This window comes from Paraburkholderia tuberum STM678, from assembly GCF_902833905.1.
GTDB classification, from domain to species: Bacteria; Pseudomonadota; Gammaproteobacteria; order Burkholderiales; family Burkholderiaceae; genus Paraburkholderia; species Paraburkholderia tuberum.
This window is the reverse complement of record NZ_CADFGP010000076.1, coordinates 1-20,956: the sequence shown is the minus strand read 5'-3', so window position 1 is coordinate 20,956 and position 20,956 is coordinate 1. Positions and strand designations below refer to the sequence as shown.

Annotated in this window: 17 protein-coding genes; 7 read left to right on the top strand and 10 right to left on the bottom strand. The window is 55.7% G+C overall.

Going from position 1 to position 20,956, the window contains the following annotated elements:
• Positions 1-6: 6 nt before the first annotated feature.
• From HWY30_RS36300 to HWY30_RS36255, 10 genes are all read right to left on the bottom strand, one after another.
• Complete coding sequence (locus HWY30_RS36300) at positions 7-1,440, bottom strand: aldehyde dehydrogenase family protein (protein ID WP_090812359.1); 1,434 nt, start codon at positions 1,438-1,440, stop codon at positions 7-9.
• A 200-nt stretch (positions 1,441-1,640) separates the two neighbouring features.
• The gene (locus HWY30_RS36295) at positions 1,641-2,360 is read right to left on the bottom strand and encodes an ABC transporter ATP-binding protein (protein ID WP_167368846.1); all 720 of its coding nucleotides are present in this window, start codon (positions 2,358-2,360) and stop codon (positions 1,641-1,643) included.
• Entirely contained in the window at positions 2,357-4,168 is a 1,812-nt protein-coding gene (locus tag HWY30_RS36290) for a branched-chain amino acid ABC transporter ATP-binding protein/permease (RefSeq protein ID WP_090812360.1), read from the bottom strand. The genes HWY30_RS36295 and HWY30_RS36290 overlap by 4 nt, the downstream gene beginning before the upstream one ends.
• 10 nt (positions 4,169-4,178) lie before the next feature.
• Positions 4,179-5,084 carry a branched-chain amino acid ABC transporter permease gene (locus tag HWY30_RS36285; RefSeq protein WP_090812361.1) on the bottom strand — a complete coding sequence of 302 codons (906 nt, stop codon included), beginning with the start codon at positions 5,082-5,084 and terminating at the stop codon, positions 4,179-4,181.
• A 14-nt stretch (positions 5,085-5,098) separates the two neighbouring features.
• Positions 5,099-6,349 carry an ABC transporter substrate-binding protein gene (locus HWY30_RS36280; protein ID WP_167368847.1) on the bottom strand — a complete coding sequence of 417 codons (1,251 nt, stop codon included), beginning with the start codon at positions 6,347-6,349 and terminating at the stop codon, positions 5,099-5,101.
• 851 nt (positions 6,350-7,200) lie between these two features.
• Positions 7,201-8,154 carry an electron transfer flavoprotein subunit alpha/FixB family protein gene (locus HWY30_RS36275; RefSeq protein ID WP_090812363.1) on the bottom strand — a complete coding sequence of 318 codons (954 nt, stop codon included), beginning with the start codon at positions 8,152-8,154 and terminating at the stop codon, positions 7,201-7,203.
• Between the two features lie 10 nt (positions 8,155-8,164).
• Entirely contained in the window at positions 8,165-8,914 is a 750-nt protein-coding gene (locus HWY30_RS36270; RefSeq protein WP_090812364.1) for an electron transfer flavoprotein subunit beta/FixA family protein, read from the bottom strand.
• A 14-nt stretch (positions 8,915-8,928) separates the two neighbouring features.
• Entirely contained in the window at positions 8,929-10,209 is a 1,281-nt protein-coding gene (gene eno, locus HWY30_RS36265; RefSeq protein ID WP_090812365.1) for a phosphopyruvate hydratase, read from the bottom strand.
• Positions 10,196-11,230: a phosphotransferase gene (locus HWY30_RS36260; RefSeq protein WP_208524357.1), complete on the bottom strand. Its 1,035-nt coding sequence runs from the start codon at positions 11,228-11,230 to the stop codon at positions 10,196-10,198. Before HWY30_RS36260 ends, eno begins: the two co-directional genes overlap by 14 nt.
• Positions 11,231-11,320: 90 nt before the next feature.
• On the bottom strand, positions 11,321-12,154 hold the full coding sequence (locus HWY30_RS36255) for an HpcH/HpaI aldolase/citrate lyase family protein (protein ID WP_090812366.1): 834 nt from the start codon (positions 12,152-12,154) through the stop codon (positions 11,321-11,323).
• 656 nt (positions 12,155-12,810) lie between these two features.
• Between HWY30_RS36255 and HWY30_RS36250 the strand changes: the two genes are divergently transcribed.
• From HWY30_RS36250 to HWY30_RS36220, 7 genes are all read left to right on the top strand, one after another.
• Positions 12,811-13,935, top strand: a complete 1,125-nt coding sequence (locus HWY30_RS36250; protein ID WP_090812367.1) for a zinc-dependent alcohol dehydrogenase family protein — start codon at positions 12,811-12,813, stop codon at positions 13,933-13,935.
• Between the two features lie 29 nt (positions 13,936-13,964).
• Positions 13,965-14,513 carry a hypothetical protein gene (locus tag HWY30_RS36245; protein ID WP_090812368.1) on the top strand — a complete coding sequence of 183 codons (549 nt, stop codon included), beginning with the start codon at positions 13,965-13,967 and terminating at the stop codon, positions 14,511-14,513.
• Between the two features lie 41 nt (positions 14,514-14,554).
• On the top strand, positions 14,555-15,439 hold the full coding sequence (locus tag HWY30_RS36240) for an N-acyl homoserine lactonase family protein (RefSeq protein WP_090812369.1): 885 nt from the start codon (positions 14,555-14,557) through the stop codon (positions 15,437-15,439).
• 337 nt (positions 15,440-15,776) lie between these two features.
• A complete protein-coding gene (locus tag HWY30_RS36235) occupies positions 15,777-17,444 on the top strand; it encodes a GMC family oxidoreductase (protein ID WP_090812370.1) in 1,668 nt (555 codons plus the stop codon).
• 15 nt (positions 17,445-17,459) lie between these two features.
• On the top strand, positions 17,460-18,902 hold the full coding sequence (locus tag HWY30_RS36230; RefSeq protein WP_090812626.1) for an aldehyde dehydrogenase family protein: 1,443 nt from the start codon (positions 17,460-17,462) through the stop codon (positions 18,900-18,902).
• 282 nt (positions 18,903-19,184) lie between these two features.
• The gene (locus HWY30_RS36225) at positions 19,185-20,621 is read left to right on the top strand and encodes an MFS transporter (protein ID WP_090812371.1); all 1,437 of its coding nucleotides are present in this window, start codon (positions 19,185-19,187) and stop codon (positions 20,619-20,621) included.
• A 229-nt stretch (positions 20,622-20,850) separates the two neighbouring features.
• Positions 20,851-20,956, top strand: a 106-nt coding sequence (locus HWY30_RS36220; protein ID WP_176078980.1) for a helix-turn-helix domain-containing protein, incomplete at its 3' end; no start/stop codon positions are given.

Genomic DNA, 20,956 nt, shown 5'->3' with positions numbered 1-20,956 from the left:
GTAGCCTCACAGCCGGATAGTGACGCACTTCAATTGTGTATTGTGATGCAGCGCCTCAATACCCTTCTCGCGACCATAGCCGCTATTCTTGTACCCGCCGAACGGGGTCTCGATGCCTGCAGCGAAATAATCGTTAACGGTGACCTGGCCAGCCTCGACAGCCGCAACCATTCTCAAAGCACGACCTATATCGCGCGTCCAGATTCCGGCTGCAAGGCCATATTCACTATCATTGCTGATACGAATAGCGTCGGCTTCATCGTCAAACGGAATAACAACGCCAACTGGACCAAAGATCTCTTCTTGGGCGATGCGAGCCTTTGGATCAATCGATTCGTACAGAGCCGGACCGATGTAGTTGCCAATCCTGCCCGGTGCCTCAGCAGTCGAGCCTGCCAACAAGCGCGCCCCGTCTTTGACAGCCATTTGAAGGGATTCACGGACTCGTTGGTATTGGGCGTCCGTTGTGATTGCGCCCACATCGCTCGGAGCGTCCGCGCCCACTCGCAACGCATTGACCTTAGCGACAAGCAGCTTAACAAAGCGATCGTATGTGGTGCGCTGCACCAAACAGCGCGTTCCCGCCCAGCAAATCTGGCCCGCGTTCCAGGTAAAGCCTCTAACCACTCCGTTGGCAGCAGCTTCCAAGTCCGCATCGTCAAAGACGATATTGGGCGACTTTCCGCCGAGCTCAAGAGTCAGCGGGATAATGCGCTCTGCCGCAATATGCCCAATCTCTCGTCCGGCTCTGACGCTGCCAGTGAAGCTTACCTTCCGAACCAATGGATGCTCCACCAGCGCACGCCCTGCTTCGTGTCCTCGACCAAGGACGACGTTCAGTATTCCCGGAGGAAGTCCGCACTCTTCGACGCACATTTTGGCGAACTCAATCAACGAGCTTGAGGTTTCTTCAGATGGCTTGGAAACGACAGCATTGCCTACGGCCAGCGCAGGCGCCACGGCCCGGCAGGCTTGATTTAGAGGGGCGTTCCAAGGCAGGATCGCACCAATGACGCCGTAAGGCTCCCGTCGTGTGTATGAGTGCAACCCGGCTCCAAGATTAATGACCTCGCCTTGATAATAATTCACCAAGCCGCCATAGAAGTCGAAATACTGAGCACAAACCTCTATCTCAGAGCGCGCCTGCTGCAACTTTTTCCCAGCGTCCGCCGCTTCCATTTCGGCAAACCGGTCAATGTCGCGGCGCAGCATCTGTGCGATCGAAATCATGATGCGGCCGCGCTCCATCGGCCTAAGGTCTCTCCAAGCCGGATACGCTTCATGAGAGCTTTTTACGGCCAGGTCAACATCTGCGGCGTTGCCTGCCGCGACTTCTCCGATAGGCGCACCGGTGGCCGGATTGTTGTTAGGAATGTATGCGTCGGCGGATGGAGCAACCGATCGACCAGCAATATAATGGAGCAAACGTTGGCTAGACATGATGATATGGTCCTCGGGCGAATTGGGAGGAGCAAGCGGGCTCGAAATCCCCTTTGCAAGTTCCAAAGCCGACTTGAGCTCGTTAGAAAGGCTTTGGCGATTATTTATATTGCCGCCTCATCCCGAACACGATCCATTTGAGCGTCACATATCACATATGTGAGGGCCGCCGCCCAGGCAGCCCCCTCGCGGATGCGCTCTCAAGCAGCCAGGTAGCGATGTCGAAGCGCCTCATCAGCATTGAACGCTGCAATATCGTCATCGAAGACGACGCTACCCTGATTTATCACCACCGCCCGCGACGCAACTCCCATACAGAATCGCGTGTTCTGCTCTGCGAGCACCAAGGTCATTCCAGCCTGCCTCAATTGCTGCAGCAAGAGCTGGAGCTGATCCATAACTAATGGCGATAGACCTTGGCTGGGCTCGTCCAGCAACATTATTAAGGGGTTGCCTAACAATGCACGCGCGATCACCAGCATCTGTTGCTGCCCTCCCGATAGGGTGCCGGCGCCCTTTCGTCGTGCATCCCATAGCATCGGAAAGACTGAATAAACGCGTTCAAGAGTCCATTCGCGCACGCCGTCGGCGCCCGCTTTCATCCCGAGCGTAAGATTGGCTTCGACACTCTGGCGACGGAACACTTGCCGATCTTCTGGCACATAGGCTACGCCAAGACGGGCGATGTGCTCTGGGCGACAGCCTCGAGCCGGATGGCCCGACACCTGGATGATGCCGTTGCGCACGTCAGCCAGGCCCATTATTGATTTCAATGTCGTGCTCTTGCCGGCTCCGTTGCGGCCAAGCAATGCGACGGAATCCCCCCGATGCACATCGAAGCTAACACCGAAAAGTGCCCGACTGGCCCCATAGAACGAATCGACGCCCTTAATGTTCAACATATCGTTGGTCGCGCTCACGTCGCTGCCCCCAGCACCGCCGAGTCGGCGATCTCATCACGCTCACCGGTGCTGCCCAGGTACGCTTCGATGACCCTCGTGTCACACCGGACCTGCGCTGGGGGGCCTTGAGTAAGCAAGGCGCCCTGCGCCAACACGACCACATGTTGCGCGATCGAGAACACGATATCCATGTCATGTTCGATGAAGACGACCGTCAGCTTGTGGCTTTCCCACAATTGTTGGATGGTCCGCATCATCTTCCAGCGCTCGTCTGGCCCCATGCCCGCCGTAGGCTCGTCGAGTAGCAATACACGCGGTTCAAGCATCAGAGCGAGCGCAATGTCCAACATTTTCTGGTCACCGTGGCTCAACTCGGAAACGGGACGATGTGCAACGTCGCCTAGATTCACCAGCCCAATTACACGTTGCGCACGTGCTGCTCCCTTCGGAGTGGGACAGGTCCTGAAAAGTCCGAGCAGACCCAAATTGTCTGGATCGCCTACGGCGGATAGCGCTTCGTAAGCAGTCATCGAAGGAAACAGGCTTGCGACCTGGAATGCCCGCGCCAATCCCATTCGCACAATTTTACGCGTGGGTACGCCAGTGATCGGTGCGTTGCCTAGTAAGACCGCCCCGTCGTCCGGCTGCAATGCACCGGCCATCAAATTGAAAAGTGTGGTCTTTCCCGCACCGTTCGGGCCGATAATTGCGGTCAAGGATCCGGACGGGAATTTCAGGGATACGTCCCGTGTGACCTTCTGTCCGCCAAATCGCTTCTCTAAATGTTCAACCTGTAGCGTCCCACCATTCTCTTTTGGCAAAGCTGCAGCAAAAGAGGCCACTCCCTCGCTGCCGTGCGGTGAAATTCCACGCCGCCAATTTTTCAAGATACCCGCAACCTTCCCATAGATAGCGTCGGCTGGACTACGCCGAAGGCCGAGCACTATAACCAACAGCACACTGCCAAGCACCAGACCGGTATGGCCGGAAGATGCGCTCGTCACATAAATGAGACCGTTCAAGATTCCATATCCAATGAGCGGCCCCAGGAAAAGTTGGCTACCGCCAAGCAAGATCGCAAAGATGGCGTCTCCTGATGCCGTCCACGCTGCAAATGTCGGATATGCGCCCGCGACCATGAACGTCGCCAGGCCGCCCGCGACCCCCGCGAACGCACCTGCCATTGTGAAAGCCGCAAGGCGGGCCGAGTATACGTTTACACCAAGGCAAGCCGCACGGTCGGCGTTATCGCGGATCATCTGTAACGTTGTCCCGAATGCGCTCCGTGTGACGTAGCGTAAAAGGATCACCGCCGCAAAGGAAAACGTAGCAATGAACAAGTATCGTTCAGTTCCTGTTGAAATGTCTAACCCCGCCACAGTAAGGCTCGCCGCACGGACCGATAAGCCGGAATCACCACCTGTGTAATTGCTCGCCGCGTTTAAAGTGTTGGCGAATACCATGGCGAAAGCTAACGTGATAAACGAGAAGTATGTGTCTTTCAGTCGAACGCAAAAAATTCCTACTATCAAAGACGCCAACGTGGTTACCAACACGGATAATCCAAACGATCCCGGCACACCATACTCGTTACCGAGGAACCAAGAGAAGCTATAAGCCCCGAGCGCGAAAAACATGGCATGACCGAAAGATACAAGCCCGGTTTTTCCGACCAGAAGGTTTAGCGACATCGCCATCAGGCCATACACTAACGTGTAGCTCACGAAATCCTGCAGCGTGATGCTATGCAAAATGACAGGAATGACCAATAGCAGCACCGCCAATCCGTATTTTACGAGCGTCCGCAAGAAGCTAACTTTTGCCATGTCCTATTCCTCAAGGTCTTTCATGGACTGCGAACAATCCTGTCGGTTTAACACACAGCACAATAAGCATTGAAACGAATGTCAGACCCTCCGTAAATAGAGGCATCGCAATTGAGCCATACGATCGCGTCAAGCCGATGAACAGCGCCGCAAGCAACGCTCCAAAAATCGATCCCATCCCGCCGATAACTGTCACGACGAAGCACTCGATCAGGATGGAAAAGCCAACACCGGGCATCGTTGCGCGCATCGGTGACGCAAGAGATCCCGCCAAGCCGGCAAGACCACAACCTACCGCGACGACAACTGCAGCATACAGTCGAGTATTTATCCCCAGCGCTGCGGCCATCTTGGGAACCTCCGCGACTGCTTGCACCGCGCGACCAAAGCCGGAGCGGTTAATTAGCAGCCAACTCGCGATCCCTACCGTTGCCGAGATTCCGATAAGCACGAGGTAATAAACCGGCACCACACCCCCGCCGAGTTGCACGGGAGGTAACTGCATGGCCTCTGGCATGCCGGTAGACAATGCTGCACTACCCCAGAAGATCTTGACCAAATCATCTGCTATCAAAACGACGCCGTAGCATCCGAGCAGTATCATCAGCGGGTTCGAATCTTTGACACGACTGATAACCGTGCGCTCAAACAAGGCTCCGCTTGCAGCCACCAGGAGCGTCGCGCCGATCACAGCGACGAGAAAGCTCCCGTTCGCACGATAGAACGCGATGGTAAAGTAAGCGCCTAACATATAGAACGTGCCGTGGGCAAAGTTTGTGACCCTCAACACGCCAAACACAAGCGTGAGCCCAGAGGCTGCCAAAAACAACAGGAAGGCGATGACCAATCCAGTCATCGTTTGCGTTACCAGACACGGTGCGCTTAGTAGACACTCGGTCAATGCAGTGAGATCCATTGGCCACACTCCTATTAAACGTAGTTACTACGCTTCAGCCATGCTGTTTCGGATTCCAGAACTTGGTCCCAATTAACCGACTCGAAACTTTTCACGAACGGCTCGGCCGATTGGGCCATTCCAAACCCCAATGGATATCGAATCACTGCGTTATCGGTCGCACGCATGGTCACTTTTCCGTTGAGCCCGTACGGTACTTGCACCGTCGAGCCACGAATGGCCTGAGCCATTTTGTCGACCCGCGGTTCGCCGCCGGTTGCAGTCAATGCATTCACCGCAAGTTGGGCCGCCAATGCAGCTTGCCATGACCAGGTAGTCGGTCTGATTCCGCCACTTGTCTTCACGATTGCGTCGTGCCACGCTCGATTTTCTGCAGTAGGCGGATAGACCATACTGTAACGACTGCCCGTGTATGCAACCGGGGGAATCTGCTTGACTTTGTCGATCACGCCATATTCAGAGAGATCCGGTATGAACACGGCCCGATTACTGAACAACCCATAAAGATTCCCTTGCTCCATCAGCGAGAGAAGATCTCCGCTGAAGCATAGGGAATATATGACGTCGGCTTTCGAGGAGAGCATCTTTGTGACAACCTCCGTGTAATCTGAGGCGCCGAGCTTGGGCCAACTTTGACTGACAACGTTCAGGTTGCTGCCGAAACGTTTGCAATTGTCAACGAACAACTGTGTCACGTCACGCCCGTACTGATAGTCGGGCGAGCAGGTCGCCAATCTCCCATAAGATCGCTCTTTTGCTAAGCGGGTGAACCACAACGCACCGCCCGCCGCGTCATGCACACCCTGTCGTGAAGTACGAAACACGTGCGGGGATCGCTGTTTGGGATCTGCGGTTAAAGCCGAATACTCCGCAGCCGTGTGAAAGAAAAGGACATCGCTAGTTCGAGCCACTTCGTTGACAGCGGCTGCGCCAGCCGAAGTTTCGGCCGCGATAATGATCCGGCATCCGTCCGAGTTCATCAGATTGCGAACATTCTTTACCGACTCCTCGGGCAACGCGCGCGAATCGCGAACAAGCAGTTCCAGCTTCCGACCATTGATCCCGCCAGATGCATTAACTTTGTCGAAAAGGAACTTGACGGCAGCAACGCTGCTAGTACCGGTCAAGGCCACCGGACCGCTGGTTATGCATGACATGCCGACCTTGATACTCCCAGACTGCGCGCGACCGATTAAAGGAGAAGTCGCCAAAACTGCCCCGCTTGCCAAACGTATAAACGAGCGACGAGAAATTTGATGTCCCACGTGTTGTCTCCGAACTGTTGTTTTGACATTCATTGCTGGCACCGCATCGCGCAGCGCCGATCGGAAAGGTTGAGCTTAGTGGCCGACTCCTTTCACTTCGGTCAACAACCCATTGCGCCCTCGACGTGCGCGAGGCTACCGCTTGAATCGGCAACCGCGGCGTAAGTATTGTTCCAGCGAAGCTGCATCACAGCGCTGGCGACATCCCAACCAATCCAGACCGCCGAGCATCGCCATCAGGCTCCAGAGGCTAGCCCGATGTAGACCCGATAAGCCGAGTCGACAACCCATGCTATGAGATATTTAACACGTGTGCAATAGAGTTTTCCCTGACGCTTTTGCGACGCCGATTATTAAGCGCTACGTGCAATGCGCGTCGCAAAGCCATTCTTCTATCTGGCTGCTCCCGGGCAGGTCAAAGCCCGCGTCCGCTCGCTTTTAGATTTGACTGATCAGGACGAAATGTGAAGGGATGCCAACGAATGAATGCAGACCATGCAGATCCGGCACGGACGAAACGGGTGACCGCGTTTTTGCGACTGCTGAGCGCCCACTGCTCACGCTCCGCTGCGCTCCCTGAAAACGACCCCGGACGGCAGAAAATTTAAATTTGAGCGGACGCAGACGCAGAGGTCCGTTCCAGCCCATATGCCATCGGAAGGGGAAAACGTTCTGTGAAGCATGTCGAGAAATCTAACGTTTCCCGCATGCTGTATCGATCGGCTAGCGCTCGGGGCCAGTCCGCGGTGATATTCTGAGGAGCCAAACCCGACGACGTCATAGGCCCGAGGAAAGCAAGGACAGGACGACGCGCTTTTATCGCCCTTCTGTCCTTGTGAGATCGGTGCCTTCTACACTGTAACGCCGTCAAGGGCGTCAACCAGCTCAGGCACAATGGCAAACAGATCGCCGATAAGTCCGTAGTCGGCCACGCTGAAGATTGGTGCTTCCGGATCTTTGTTGATGGCCACGATGACCTTCGAATCTTTCATGCCAGCAAGATGCTGGATTGCTCCGGAGATGCCAACTGCGATGTAAAGCTGGGGCGCGACAATCTTACCTGTCTGTCCGACCTGCCAGTCATTTGGCGCATAGCCTGCGTCGACCGCCGCGCGGCTGGCGCCAAGTGCAGCACCCAGCTTGTCCGCTAGCGGCGCGAGGACTTCGTTGAACTTGTCACTACCGCCGAGCGCTCGTCCACCAGATACGATAATCTTGGCCGAAGCAAGTTCCGGTCGATCGCTCTTCGTACTCTCCTCTTTAACGAACTGAGTTCTGCCATCGCCAGCGACCGCCTCAATAAGCTCGACTGTGGCACTGCCACCGTGAGCCGGAACGGGGTCGAAAGCGGATGTCCGGACGGTGATTACCTTGCGAGCATCGGCACTTTGCACCGTCGCAATAGCGTTGCCGGCGTAGATGGGGCGCTCGAATGTATCATCGCTCACAACTCTGATAATTTCGCTGACCTGCGCGACATCCAGCTTGGCGGCGACACGAGGAGCCACGTTCTTCCCATTAGCCGTCGCAGGAAAAACAAAGTGGGTGTACGCAGGGTCTGCGGCGACCGCGAGAACTTGTGATGCCACGTTTTCGGCCAGGCCGTGAGACAAACTATCTCCATCGGCGTGCAGGACTTTACTTACACCTGCGATCTTTGCAGCCGATGCAGCCACAGTTCCAGCATTAAAGCCCACTACCAGGACGTGGACCTCCACGTTGAAATTCGCAGCCGCCGCTACGGCGCTGAGTGTGACTGACTTGATACCAACACCGTCGTGATCTGCAATGACTAGGATACTCATAACGTTACTCTCAGATGACCTTGGCTTCGTTCTTAAGCTTCTCAATCAGCGTGGCGGCATCTTGTACAACAATGCCGGCGCTGCGCGTGGGCGGCTCGCTAACTTTCAACGTTTTCAGACGAGGGGAGACGTCTACAGACAGGTCTTCCGGACTCACGATTTCGAGCGGCTTCTTCTTCGCTTTCATGATGCTTGGAAGAGTCACATAGCGCGGTTCGTTTAGGCGCAGGTCGGTCGTCACAATCGCCGGAAGAACCAGGCTTAGGGTTTGAAGACCGCCGTCGACCTCTCGTGTAACCGTCGCTCGGCCTTCGCTGACGTCAAGCTTTGATGCAAACGTTGCCTGCGGCAAGTCCGTCAGACTCGCAAGCATCTGCCCCGTTTGATTCGAATCGTCGTCGATTGCCTGCTTACCAAGAATAACGAGTTGAGGCTGCTCTTTCTCGACAATTGCCTTAAGGAGCTTAGCGACTGCAAGAGGCTGAAGTTCCTCGTTTGTTTCTACGAGGATTGCGCGATCAGCGCCAATTGCTAGGGCCGCCCGGAGGGTTTCTTGGCACTGACGCGAACCGCAGGAGACAGCTATCACCTCGGAAGCAAGTCCATTTTCTTTCAGACGAGTGGCTTCTTCCACGGCGATCTCGTCGAAAGGGTTCATAGACATCTTGACGTTCGCAATGTCCACGCCGGAGTGGTCAGATTTTACGCCGACCTTGACGTTGAAGTCGACGACACGCTTCACCGAAACAATGACTTTCATAAAGTAGTATCTCCTTATCGAGAGCCGGCCAGCGCTGCCCGACCGATGAATCCACCGCTCACCAGACCGCTGTCTTCGAGACGGATCGCCTCGTTCCATTTAGCCATTCGCTCGGAGCGGGCGAATGAACCAACCTTCAATTGACCCGCATTCCATCCTGTGGCGAGATGTACGATAGCCGTATCCTCCGTTTCGCCTGAACGAGCGGACACAATGGTCGCAAAGCCCCGCGCTTGCGCCGCGAGCAGTGCCGCGCGCGTCTCGGTAACAGTACCCGCTTGATTCGGCTTTATCAGCACTGCGTTGCAGGCGCCCACGTCTGCGGCATGTTCTACGCGTGCAGCGTTGGTGACCAGATAGTCGTCTCCAACGATCTGTACATTCTTGCCTGCCGAACGCGTGAACTCTATCAGTCCGGCCTCATCATCTTCGGCCAAGGGATCCTCGATGGAAACGATCGGATACTTGTCCAGCCAACCTAGGAGCACCTCTGTCCATGATTGGGAGCCCATGGTGCGGTCGTCTAATGCCAGGCGATAGCTGCCCTCCCGACCGAACTCTGACGCGGCAATATCCAAAGCAATGGCGATCTCCTTGCCGGGCGCGTAGCCTGCGGCCTCGATGGCTTGGACCAATACGTCGAGCGCCTCTTCGTTCGACGAAAAATTCGGCCACCACCCTCCCTCGTCTGCCACACCCATAAGCCCGCTGCGTGAGCCCATTAACTTGCCTGCCGCAGCATATACCTCCGCCGTCATCTCGAGCGCTTGCTGAAAACTTTTTGCGCCTGTCGCGATCACCATGAAATCCTGGATGTCGACACGACGTCCAGCATGAGCGCCGCCACCGAAAATCTGGATCTGCGGAATCGGCAAACATACCGACGTATCGCCTGCCAAATAGCGCCACAATGGCATTTGATGGCTCGCCGCCGCAGCCTGGAGTGCCGCCAGAGAGGTAGCGATCGTGGCGTTTCCGCCTAGACGCGCCTTATTCGGAGATCCATCCAATTCGATCAGGGCGGCGTCAATCCCTTCCTGGTCTGAAACGTCGAACCCCAGCAGACGCGGGGTAATCTCTTCGCGGATGCCCCTTAGCGCCTGCTGTATATCCATTCCGCCAAACCGCCCGCCGCCGTCCCGTAAATCAATTGCCTCCGCGGATCCACGCGATGCGCCGGCGGGCGCAATACCGCGGGCCCAAGCTCCAGAGCTTGTTCCGATCTCGACCTCAACCGTCGGCCGCCCACGTGAGTCCCATACCCGTCGAGCGATAACCTTTTCAATTCGTGCCATGGTAGTGCTCCAAGCAATTCTTCCAGAAAGAATTCAGTTCGTGTAACGTCTTCAGCGGCGTCTTGATTAACGCCAGCGCGACCTCGCGCAACTGTTGCTGCTCGGTCGCTTTAAGGTATTCGACCGGCGATTTTCCATCGATCCTGGCAAGCGTCAAGGCTGGCAACAACGTCACGGCACGCCACTCAAGGTCGAAGGGGGATTCGAACGTAATATGACGAAAATAGGAACGACTTAGCGCATCGAAGCTCGCCAGTAGGGCTGACGCATTCTTTGGATCTCTCCACGCCTTGATCAGGAGGTGATTCAAGACAAACGCCAAGTCGAAGGCCGGGTCGCCATACCATGCGCACTCAGCATCGAGAAGAACGGGCCCATTCGGGCCAAGCAGAACATTTTTCGGGCTAACGTCTCCGTGTACCAGTGCAACCCGATGGTCCCGCGTTCGGCGAACCAGCGCCTCCAGTTGTGGTTGCACCTCTTTATGGATTCGCGCCGCCTCAACAAGATACGGTTCTAACCGTATCGCATAGAAGTTGTCGTCAGTGGCAAACCGTCTCGCTATCTCTGGGTCATTGGCCGTGCGCTCGTGGATCAGACCAAGGATGTCGCCAACCTGACTGGCGGCATTGACGTCAATCTTTCCGTCCAGCAAATCCGACTTCCAGTTGACATACCCTTTGTCGAAATACTCCATTACGAAACTAGCAGTCTGACGGTCCTCTCCAATAACTTTCGGAACGCTGCCCGGCCTGATCTTTGCCACCGTTCGTAGCCACTCGACCTCGTAAAAGGCGCGCTCCAGCGGAACCTCCCACAATTTCTCAACTTTCAGTTGCGGAAGTGCCTGCTTAACGCAGAAGCTACCTTTGCGGACGTCCACCCGCATGATTCCCGAGGATACGCCCCCGGTCAGGGGAGTGACTTGCGGGATTTCGTCCCTGTCCACCAGTCCCATCGCGCTGAGAATGCGCGAAAGCTGCTCTGGCGATGCAAAGAGGTCATTGAATTGCTGCACCATCAAAGTCTCCATGTTTTATCTCTTAAATCTAGCTACGGCAGTCCACGCGTGTTTGTCGAAGAGACAGCCCTGTTCGCTTCCAAACCACGGCTATGACACAGGTTCGCCTGCAGAAGAAAGAATCTCCCGAGCCTGCAATACGACCGGCACGTCAATCATCTGGCCATCGACTGAGACCGCCCCGCCCCCGCTCTCGGAGAATGCAGCTAATACACGGTGTGCCCATGTGATCTGGTCCGCGGTAGGACGAAAGGCGCGATTGACTACTTCGACTTGCGAGGGATGGATACATGCCTTCGCTCCGAATCCAAGGCGCTTGCCGCGTTCAGTCTCGTCCCGCAAACGGTTCTCGTCGCCGATGGCGGTGCAAACGCCATCGATTGGCGCCTGCAACCCGTACAACTTCGACACAAGCACGATATGCGAACGGAAATACAGCAATTCGTCGCCGTCGCCAACTATGCCGAGGTCGACTTGAAAATCGATGGTTCCGAACAAGATGCGCTGGACGCTCTCGGTTTGGCAGAGAGCTTCCAGATTCCGAAACCCTCGTGCCGTCTCGACCAACGGGATGACACACGAAGCTCCTGCCGAACGGACGCGCTCGACTTCTTCGGAACGCTCACATTTAGGCAATATGACACCGCAAACACCCGGCGACCCCACAAGAGTCAGGTCGGCTTCGAAGTGACTCGTCCCAGAGCTGTTGATGCGGACGTAGATCTCACGACCGCTCTTTAGCCATCCGCGCAGGGATTCTCGCGCATCAGCCTTTGCATCGGGGCCGACAGCGTCTTCCAAGTCGACGACTACCGCATGCGCCCCCTTGCCTTTTGCCTTCGCAATAAGTTCGGGGCGATGCCCTGGCACAAACAGGTACGATCGTTTGGGGATGTAAGCCAACTTGGTTTCTCCTGTCTCCATTTTTAAACTATCCTAGCACGCTTTGCACACGTGTGAAATCACATCTGCGATGATTTCCGGATCGTTCCGTCTGGCTGCCCGCGATAGCGTTTTGCGATCTTCGAGCCGTGGCAAGGCGGCCGGAGTTTGGTCAACGCCGCACTGTCTCTTGACGCGCGCCAAGGTTGGCCGTCAGGTCCGACGAAGCTTAGATGCCACGGACTCTCGCCCCGGCGGCCCGCAATCCCGCCCGCTACCCGACGCTTCTTTGTCGGTCCTGCCGGCCGGGCTGGTCTGATGTAAGCGGGTCTCCGGCACCGCCCCCTTTCAAATCCTATTTCAAGGCGTCTAAGGCATATTGCCCCTCGTTTGGTTTCGGAGACTCGGCGCGCGGTGGCGGCGTAGCGCTGCGACACAGTGAATCTGGCAAGGTCGCTAGAACAATGGGAAAGGTACGCCGGAAAGACCATCAACCACCTGATCAAGTCACACGATCTCAGTAATTAACCTCATTGCACACGTGTGCTTATTCGAATACGATGGTCTCAATGGATGAATACAGCGTACTAGGGAACCCATTCTGTTAGAGGGCGACTCGTCCGCAGAACCATTCGTAAACGCAGCCTCCGCAAGCTCATGCCAGCTTGTGAACAAGACCAAAGGATAGGAGACGCATCTTGAGAACGCGTGCCGCAGTGCTCTATGAGGCCGGACAAGAAGGCCCATTTTCGGAGACCAAGCCCCTGAAAATCACCGACTTGGAGCTTGCACCTCCGGGCCCCGGGGAGGTTCTCGTGCGCCTGATTGCTGCCGGACTTTGCCATTCCGACCTTTCGACCATTAGTGGTGTGCGTCCACGTCCGGTCCCGATGGCACTGGGTCACGAGGCAAGCGCGGAAGTTGTCGAAATTGGCGCTGGCGTGGTTGATCTCAAGCCAGGACAAACCGTCGCGTTGGTGTTCGTCCCCAGTTGTGGCCATTGCGTCCCTTGCATGGAGGGCCGTCCTGCGCTGTGCGAGCCTGGAGCCCTAGCTAATGGCAAAGGTACGCTTCTCGGCGGTGATATCAAGCTGAGAGAAAACGGATCTCCAGTGCACCACCATAGCGGCGTGTCGGCTTTCGCTGAATATGCGGTAGTTTCCCGTCGATCCTGCGTTCCAGTTGGCGACAATATCGAACCTGTGCTAGCTGCCGTTTTCGGATGCGCAGTTCTGACCGGGGTTGGTGCTGTGATTAACACCGCACAATTTAAGGCTGGCTGTTCGGCCCTTATTATTGGTATGGGTGGTGTCGGCCTGAGCGCCCTCCTCGGCGCGGCGGCGGCCGGTGCTGAGCCAATCATCGCGGTCGATGTTCACGACGACAAGCTCGAAGTCGCGCGCGCCCTCGGCGCTACTCATACATTCAATGCACAGGACAAGGACGCCATCGCAAAGATTCGGGAGCTAACCAAGGGCGGTGTCGACTACGCCTTCGAGTTTGCCGGATCAGTTCAAGCAATGGAATTCGCATATGGCGCCACCCGCAGAGGTGGCACCACGGTAACAGCAGGTCTTCCCCACCCCGACTCCCGCTGGAACCTCCAGCAGGTCAGCCTGACGGCGGAGGAGAGAACGGTGAAGGGCAGCTACATTGGATCATGCATTCCAGCGAGGGATGTTCCCCGCTACATACGACTTTATGCGGCTGGCAAGCTACCAGTTGACAAATTGATTGGACAGCGACTGTCACTGGACGAGATTAATGAGGGATTCGACAGGCTCGCCGCAGGGCACGGTTTGCGCGATCTGATCGTATTCTGACATAGGCCATCCAAACCGAGGGAGGCTACATGAACCCTTTGCACGACAGCGAGTCCTACACAGATTTCGAGGCGGTGTTACGAAGGTGCGCTCCGAACAGGCTAACCCGAAACGACGGACTCCTGAAATATCTCGAGAAGATTACTCCTTGTCATTCTGAGTTAAATGACATTCTCGCTCGCTTGTCTGCGCTGCTCCTCGCAACGGCCTCTCGTTTGGAGCCTCATGCAACAGAGATGCTAGCGGGCACGCTCTGCTCCTCGATGCAACAGCTATCAGAGCGCCTGCTTACCTTAGGTAACGAAATTCCTAACGTGCATCTCCACCGGGTGCACGAAATTCACCGTTCCTGCGTGAGCATTGCGCCGAAGATTCGAGCCCTTACGCTACAGGTGCGAATCGAGGCTGCCGAGGTGGACGCGCTGCGCAGAGAGATCGTTTCGTTGCACGCCAAGTTTCGCGCGACCTGCGATTTCAAATTTGGACTGAATGCTGTGGATTTTTATGAAGGCTGCAGTTGCGCCCGCTTATGCCTCTGTGTGTCTGAACAAAAAGCCGTCGCAACGGCCGAATCGTAGGCAGGGGACGTTTCTTAACAAAAGAACCTGGGAGACAGCAGATGTCAAAGTATTCGATCTGGGTATTGGAGTATGCGGAGCTTGATCAGTATGCTCGCGGTGCATTGCAGTACGGGGCCTATGAAGGCTCGGTACGCCTACCGTTTTGCTATGTCCTGATAAAAAGCGATGAGCACATAAGCATGGTCGATGTCGGTTATAACCATGCGGATTACGGCGGAGTGCTTGGAAAGAAGTTTGGAATTTCAAATTGGCACTCTCCTCGCGACGTGTTGGAACCGTTCGGTTTAACGCCCAACCAAATCAACACCATCTTTCTGACTCACGCCCACTTCGATCACATGGGCAATCTGCAAGACTTTCCAAACGCGCATTTTTACATCCAGCAAAGAGAGATCTCAGAGTGGATCCGCGCGATGACGTTGCCTGAAGAATTCAAAGCACTCAATGGCGCCACCGATCCGGGTGACATCCTGAATGCTGTGCGTGCGGCTTGTGAGGGCCGACTACACTACCTCGACGGTGACGCTTCAGATGTAATCCCAGGCATTGATATTCATGCAGCGTTTGACACCCATACATATGGATCAATGTGGATTCATGTCCGCAACGACCTTTCGCCGGAATCTCAAGACGGGTGGATTTTGGCGGGAGACCTCGTCTACGTCTACGAAAACCTTGGCTGCGAGCATCCCGACCAAGTCGAAACAGGTCCCTACGTTCCAGTGGGCTTGGCTACAGGAAGCCAGACACGGCTGATTGAGACTTCGGCAACAATGGTGCGGACGACTAACGGCGAACGACGCCGAGTAATCCCAATCCACGACCGAAGGCTTCCGGACGTCTTTCCCTCACGAAAACTTCAGAACGGTTTGACGATAACGGAAATCTGTCGCGCTGACGGTCAGGACTCGATGGTTCGATAACATCGTCCGCACTTAAGCGCCGACATCAGTCCAGACGTAGATGAATCGAGAGATTCAAGCGGCCAATCATACAGGAGACGAGCATGACGTTCGATGCAGCCGGTCTGTCAAGTGGCGGCGAGCCCGGTCAGCACGCAGGATTCACTGGAGGACTATCCACCATGCTCATCCGGTGAAATCACCTCCGGTGTGCCTGAACTTCCGCCCTCTCGTCTCAATATGCCGGTGGGCGCCCGAGCCGGGTAGCGCGGCGCAGATCCGCGTTCGCTGCCGGCGTTACGTCAACGTTCCAGAATCAGTGGCGACTGGAACTCTCCTCTGTGAGAGTCATTAGATCATGAAACAAAGCACATCTCCGCGTGAGGCGAAGCAGGCAGAGACATTTGACTATGTTGTCGTAGGCGCCGGCTCAGCAGGCTGCGTCTTGGCGCGCGCGCTAACCGAGGACCCTACTTGTACTGTTCTGCTCCTCGAAGCTGGGCCGGATATTGAGACGTTCTGGATCCGCACACCCGCCGGTGTTCCGTTTCTCTTCCACAACAAAGACTTCAACTGGTGTTATTCCACGGAACCTGAGAACAGCGTGGGCGGCAGGTCGGTCTACTTCCCCCGAGGAAAGGTCGTGGGCGGTTCGAGCGCGATCAACGGCATGCTCTATATGCGCGGTGACCGGCAAGATTATGACGACTGGGCGCGCGCCGGCAACCCCGGTTGGGGATACGACGACGTTCTGCCGTACTTCAGGAGAGCGGAAAAGAATGACCGCGGCGCTGACGCGTGGCGAGGCGATCAGGGCCCTCTTCGCGTCTCGTTAGGTCGGCATCAGCATCCCATTACCCAAACCTTCATCGAAACGGCAGCCATTGCCGGCATTGCAACCAATGCGGACTTTGCAGGGGCGAAAATCGATGGGGCCGGATACTGTCAGCACACAATCGGCGACGGCGTACGGAGCTCCGTTGCGCGGGCCTATCTACATCCCGTCCGGTCGCGCGCAAATCTAGCCGTTAGGGGCAATGCGCTTGTCCATCGAGTCGTGATAGAGAATCGCGTCGCGAAGGGAGTAATTTACGAGCGCGATGGCGTCGTTCAGAATGTCCGAGCCCGCCGCGAGGTGATTCTCTCAGCTGGCGTGATAGGCACCCCGCAGATTTTGATGCTCTCTGGAGTCGGTCGGACGAAGGAACTCGCCGACGTTGGCATCCGACCTGTTCATGAATTGTCCGGGGTTGGCCAAAACCTGCAGGACCATTACGCGGTCAACACAGTCTTCGAAGTCAAGCGCGGCTATTCAATGAATCCGGCAATCCGTGGATGGAAGAAATACTTGCACGGTGCGCGGTATCTCCTGGATCGGGGTGGCCCGTTGTCCATGGGTACGTCGCATGCGCAAGCGTTTGTCGCTACGTCCCCTGGTGATCCACGTCCAGATGTTCAAATCAGCTTCCGACCGTGGAGTTTTACGTTCGAAGCAAGTGGCGCACTGCGAGTGCATCCTTTTCCCGGGATCCAGATTGCCGCACTGAAGGTACGTCCTGCATCGCGTGGAACGGTTTCGCTCAAATCGCCGGCTCCTTCTGATGCGCCGCGCATCAGGGCGAATTACCTCTCGGCCAGAGAAGACCAGGAGACGATGATTCGCGCGTTCAAGTTAGTGCGCCGCCTGGCGACGACTGGTGGATTGGCTCAGGCGATTGTTCAGGAAGAATTCCCGGGGCCCGGCGTTGACTCCGATGCAGACATGCTCGAATTCATCAGAGACAACGGTCAATCCATCTATCACCCCGTCGGAACCTGCAAGATGGGCTGCGGAAATGATGCCGTGGTAGATGCGAGGCTCCGCGTGCACGGAATTGGCCAACTCAGGGTGGTTGACGCATCGATCATGCCGAACCTCATCAGCGGCAACACAAACGCTCCCACCATCATGATCGCGGAAAAGGCCGCTGACATGGTTATCGAAGACGCGAAGGCGACCGCCAACCACGAAGCTATCATCCACTAGAAACAAGTGAACATCATGAGAGAAGAACGTCATTACATCAACGGAGAATGGGTCGCCCCTGCAGGAGGTCAGTTCCTCGATGTCGTTAGTCCGGCCACGGGTGAGAAGATCGCTCGCGTAGCGCGCGGAAACGTCGTTGACGTGGACCTCGCAGTGAAAACGGCACAGGATGCATTAGAAGAATGGCGTGGGCGTCGACCCCTCCAGCGCGGCCGCGTATTAATGAGCATTGCGGACATGCTGCGACGCCGCCGACAAGAATTTATCGAGATGGAACGCGCTGAAACAGGAAAGGCACTTGAACAAGCTGCGGGGGAGATTGAGACATCGATCCAATACTTTGAGTTCTACGGCGGACTCGTCAACGCCGTCAACGGCGAGACCATCAATCTCGGCGACGGCTATCATTCGTACACCCGACGCGAACCATACGGTGTGGTGGGCACGATACTTCCGTGGAATGCGCCCTTGAACCAGGCTGCACGAGCCGGAGCACCGGCTTTGGCTGCGGGCAATACCGTGGTAGCCAAACCGTCAGAGGCAACCTCTACCACTTTGCTTTGGATGGCTCGAGCCGCTGTTGAAGAGTGCGGCCTGCCGCCCGGAGTGTTCAACGTTGTAACGGGGCTAGGTCCGGAAGCAGGGGCGGCAATCGTGAAGCACCCTCTTGTTCGGAAGGTCGCCTTCACAGGCTCCGTTCGTGGCGGCTTGGAAGTCTCTCGTCTTGCCGCCGAGCGAGCGCTGCCGCTCACGCTCGAACTGGGGGGCAAATCGCCAAACATCATTTTCGAGGACGCCGATCTGGCTATAGCAGTCCCCGGGGCATTGCGTGCTTTCACTGTCAATTCAGGCCAGATCTGTGTGGCAGGAACCCGGATCCTCGTCCAACGCTCCATCTACGATGAGTTCATCAACCAGATCCGCGAAGCAGCGGCCCACCTCGAAGTTGGCTGCACGACGACGGCGAATCTTGGACCTGTTACGACGCAAGCGCAGTACGACAAGGTGAAGAGCTACTACGAGGTAGCCAAAGCTGACGGAGCGGTGACCGTTTTCGGTGGGAAGTTGCCGGAGCAAGGCGAGTACGGAAGTCCCGGCGGCTGGTTCGTCACTCCGACACTCTACGCGGACGTGTCCAATGACATGCGAGTCGCGAGAGAAGAAGTATTTGGTCCGGTCGGATGTGTTATCCCGTTCGATAAGGAGTCGGATGCGATCCGCATCGCAAACGATACCGATTTCGGCCTGGCGGCCGGAATCTGGACCAAAGATCTGGCACGTGCGCATCGTGTCGCTGCTCAGATCGAAGCCGGCCAAATCTACGTCAATGAATACATGTCTGGTGGCGTAGAGACGCCTCTTGGCGGTTACAAGCTGAGCGGCTACGGGCGTGAAAAAGGCATTGAGGCATTGCATCACTACACGCATCTCAAATGCGTCACTGTGAAACTTTCTTGATGTTTTCGTGGTCATCATTCGAGCCTCGGATGGTGACCACCCACCGACGGGATTTTTCGATTTGGTCGATGGCGAATTAGGCAGCAGCTCGACGAATACAACTTATAGACACACACGACGACGTTAAAGCATCGGGTTCCGTACCCCTGTGTATCTCCGTTGCGCGCGAATCTATTCTCTTCAATTTCTATACCTACACCACGTTGACGTGGGGCCTTTTCATGATCATCGCAAGCGCACCAGTCGATCAATGCGCTGCGTTCAATCAAAGGGAGACATCAGATGGGTAGTTCAAGCACCTCCATGGCAAGAACGACTGCTTACGCGTCCGGAAGCATAGAAGTCGCGATTGACGCAGGCTCCCTTTATGCAAGACTCGACAGGTTACCGGCTACTCGTAGCATCTGGAAACTCATCGTACTATTGAGTCTCGGATTCTTCTTTGAACTTTACGATCTTCTTTACACAGGATACGTTGGACCGGGTCTTGTAAAAAGCGGCATTTTATCGGAGACCACTTACAGTTTCTTTGGGTTTACGGGTGTTGCAAGCTTCATCGCCGCGCTCTTTTCCGGTCTGTTCGTCGGCACGATAGCTTGCGGGTTTCTCGCCGATCGATTCGGCCGCCGGACCGTTTTTACTTATTCGTTGTTGTGGTACACCGCGGCGAATGCCGTGATGGCATTCCAAGAAACCGCTTATGGCCTAAACCTGTGGCGCTTCGTGGCCGGCATCGGGATCGGTGTTGAGCTTGTCACTATTGGCACCTATGTTAGCGAGCTAGCACCGAAACATATCAGGGGGCGTGCGTTCGCCCTTCAGGAGGCGATCGGATTCACGTCTGTCCCCGTGGTAGCCTTACTTTCCTATTTGCTCATCCCTCGTTCGTTTTTCGGACTCGACGGCTGGCGCATCGTAGTACTGATTGGGGCGCACGGAGCGCTGTTTGTCTGGTGGATTCGAAGAGGATTGCCCGAAAGCCCGCGTTGGCTTATACAGAAAGGACGGTTTGAAGAAGCTAATCGCGTGGTCTGCTACCTCGAAGCGAAGGTGACCAAAGATCTGGGGAGTCCGCTGCCTCCACCCGAGGCTGCTACTCCGACTCCTCCCCGAGGTCGTTTCGCTGACATGTTTAGCGGGAAGTACCGGCGCCGAACGCTGATGCTGTCGTTATTCAATCTGTTCCAGACAGTCGGTTACTATGGTTTTACGAATTGGGTTCCGACGTTATTGGTTAAACAGGGAATCACGGTGACTTCGAGTCTTGCATACTCCAGCATCATTGCAATTGCTGCCCCGATTGGACCAATCATCGGTTTTTTTATCGCGGACCGCTTCGAACGCAAATTCGTCATCATGTTCGTTGCCGCAGCAAATATCATTTGTGGAATCTGGTTCAGTCAGGCGCTAGGTGCGGTGTTGTTGATTAGTCTGGGGGTCTGCTTAACGCTTGGGAACAACATCATGTCATACAGTCTTCATCTTTACCAAGCCGAACTCTTTCCAACAAGCTTCCGCGCTCAAGCTATCGGGTTCGTCTATTCGTGGAGCCGTTTTTCAGCGATCTTCACTGCGTTCATAATCGCTGCCATGCTTAGAAATTTTGGAGTTGTCGGTGTGTTCACTTTCATCGCAGGCGCTATGACAATCGTTATCTTCATCGTTGGGCTGCTCGGACCGCGCACAAAGAATCTCTCTCTTGAAGAGCTTTCTCATTGATTCATCTCAAGGCGCCCGACAAGAGCATCACTGGCAGACTGGGTGCGTTCAGGGAGCACGCTTGACTGGCTTCGAATATCCCGTCGCGAATCTCCGCGTCGCTGTTTGTGAAATGGCTTGTTGTGCGCCAGTCAGCTGTGCTTTCCCATAGAAGGCGTTCACTTTTTTTGTTTCAAAAACGGCGCGATCAAATTTGAAGTGCAACACCTTGCTCGTGTAAGGTGTGCCAATGCAAAAAAGAAGTTACCAACAACTGCAGCCTGAAGAACGCATGACGATTGCAAGCATGAAGCAGCAGGGTTCGAGTGTTCGGGCCATGGCCCGAACACTCGGCC

Excerpts from the sequence above, each read along its gene's own strand:
- HWY30_RS36300 (WP_090812359.1), bottom strand. The coding sequence starts at position 1,440 with ATGTCTAGCCAACGTTTGCTCCATTATATTGCTGGTCGATCGGTTGCT.
- HWY30_RS36290 (WP_090812360.1), bottom strand. The coding sequence starts at position 4,168 with ATGGCAAAAGTTAGCTTCTTGCGGACGCTCGTAAAATACGGATTGGCG.
- HWY30_RS36285 (WP_090812361.1), bottom strand. The coding sequence starts at position 5,084 with ATGGATCTCACTGCATTGACCGAGTGTCTACTAAGCGCACCGTGTCTG.
- HWY30_RS36275 (WP_090812363.1), bottom strand. The coding sequence starts at position 8,154 with ATGAGTATCCTAGTCATTGCAGATCACGACGGTGTTGGTATCAAGTCA.
- HWY30_RS36270 (WP_090812364.1), bottom strand. The coding sequence starts at position 8,914 with ATGAAAGTCATTGTTTCGGTGAAGCGTGTCGTCGACTTCAACGTCAAG.
- eno (WP_090812365.1), bottom strand. The coding sequence starts at position 10,209 with ATGGCACGAATTGAAAAGGTTATCGCTCGACGGGTATGGGACTCACGT.
- HWY30_RS36260 (WP_208524357.1), bottom strand. The coding sequence starts at position 11,230 with ATGGTGCAGCAATTCAATGACCTCTTTGCATCGCCAGAGCAGCTTTCG.
- HWY30_RS36255 (WP_090812366.1), bottom strand. The coding sequence starts at position 12,154 with ATGGAGACAGGAGAAACCAAGTTGGCTTACATCCCCAAACGATCGTAC.
- HWY30_RS36245 (WP_090812368.1), top strand. The coding sequence starts at position 13,965 with ATGAACCCTTTGCACGACAGCGAGTCCTACACAGATTTCGAGGCGGTG.
- HWY30_RS36240 (WP_090812369.1), top strand. The coding sequence starts at position 14,555 with ATGTCAAAGTATTCGATCTGGGTATTGGAGTATGCGGAGCTTGATCAG.
- HWY30_RS36235 (WP_090812370.1), top strand. The coding sequence starts at position 15,777 with ATGAAACAAAGCACATCTCCGCGTGAGGCGAAGCAGGCAGAGACATTT.
- HWY30_RS36230 (WP_090812626.1), top strand. The coding sequence starts at position 17,460 with ATGAGAGAAGAACGTCATTACATCAACGGAGAATGGGTCGCCCCTGCA.
- HWY30_RS36225 (WP_090812371.1), top strand. The coding sequence starts at position 19,185 with ATGGGTAGTTCAAGCACCTCCATGGCAAGAACGACTGCTTACGCGTCC.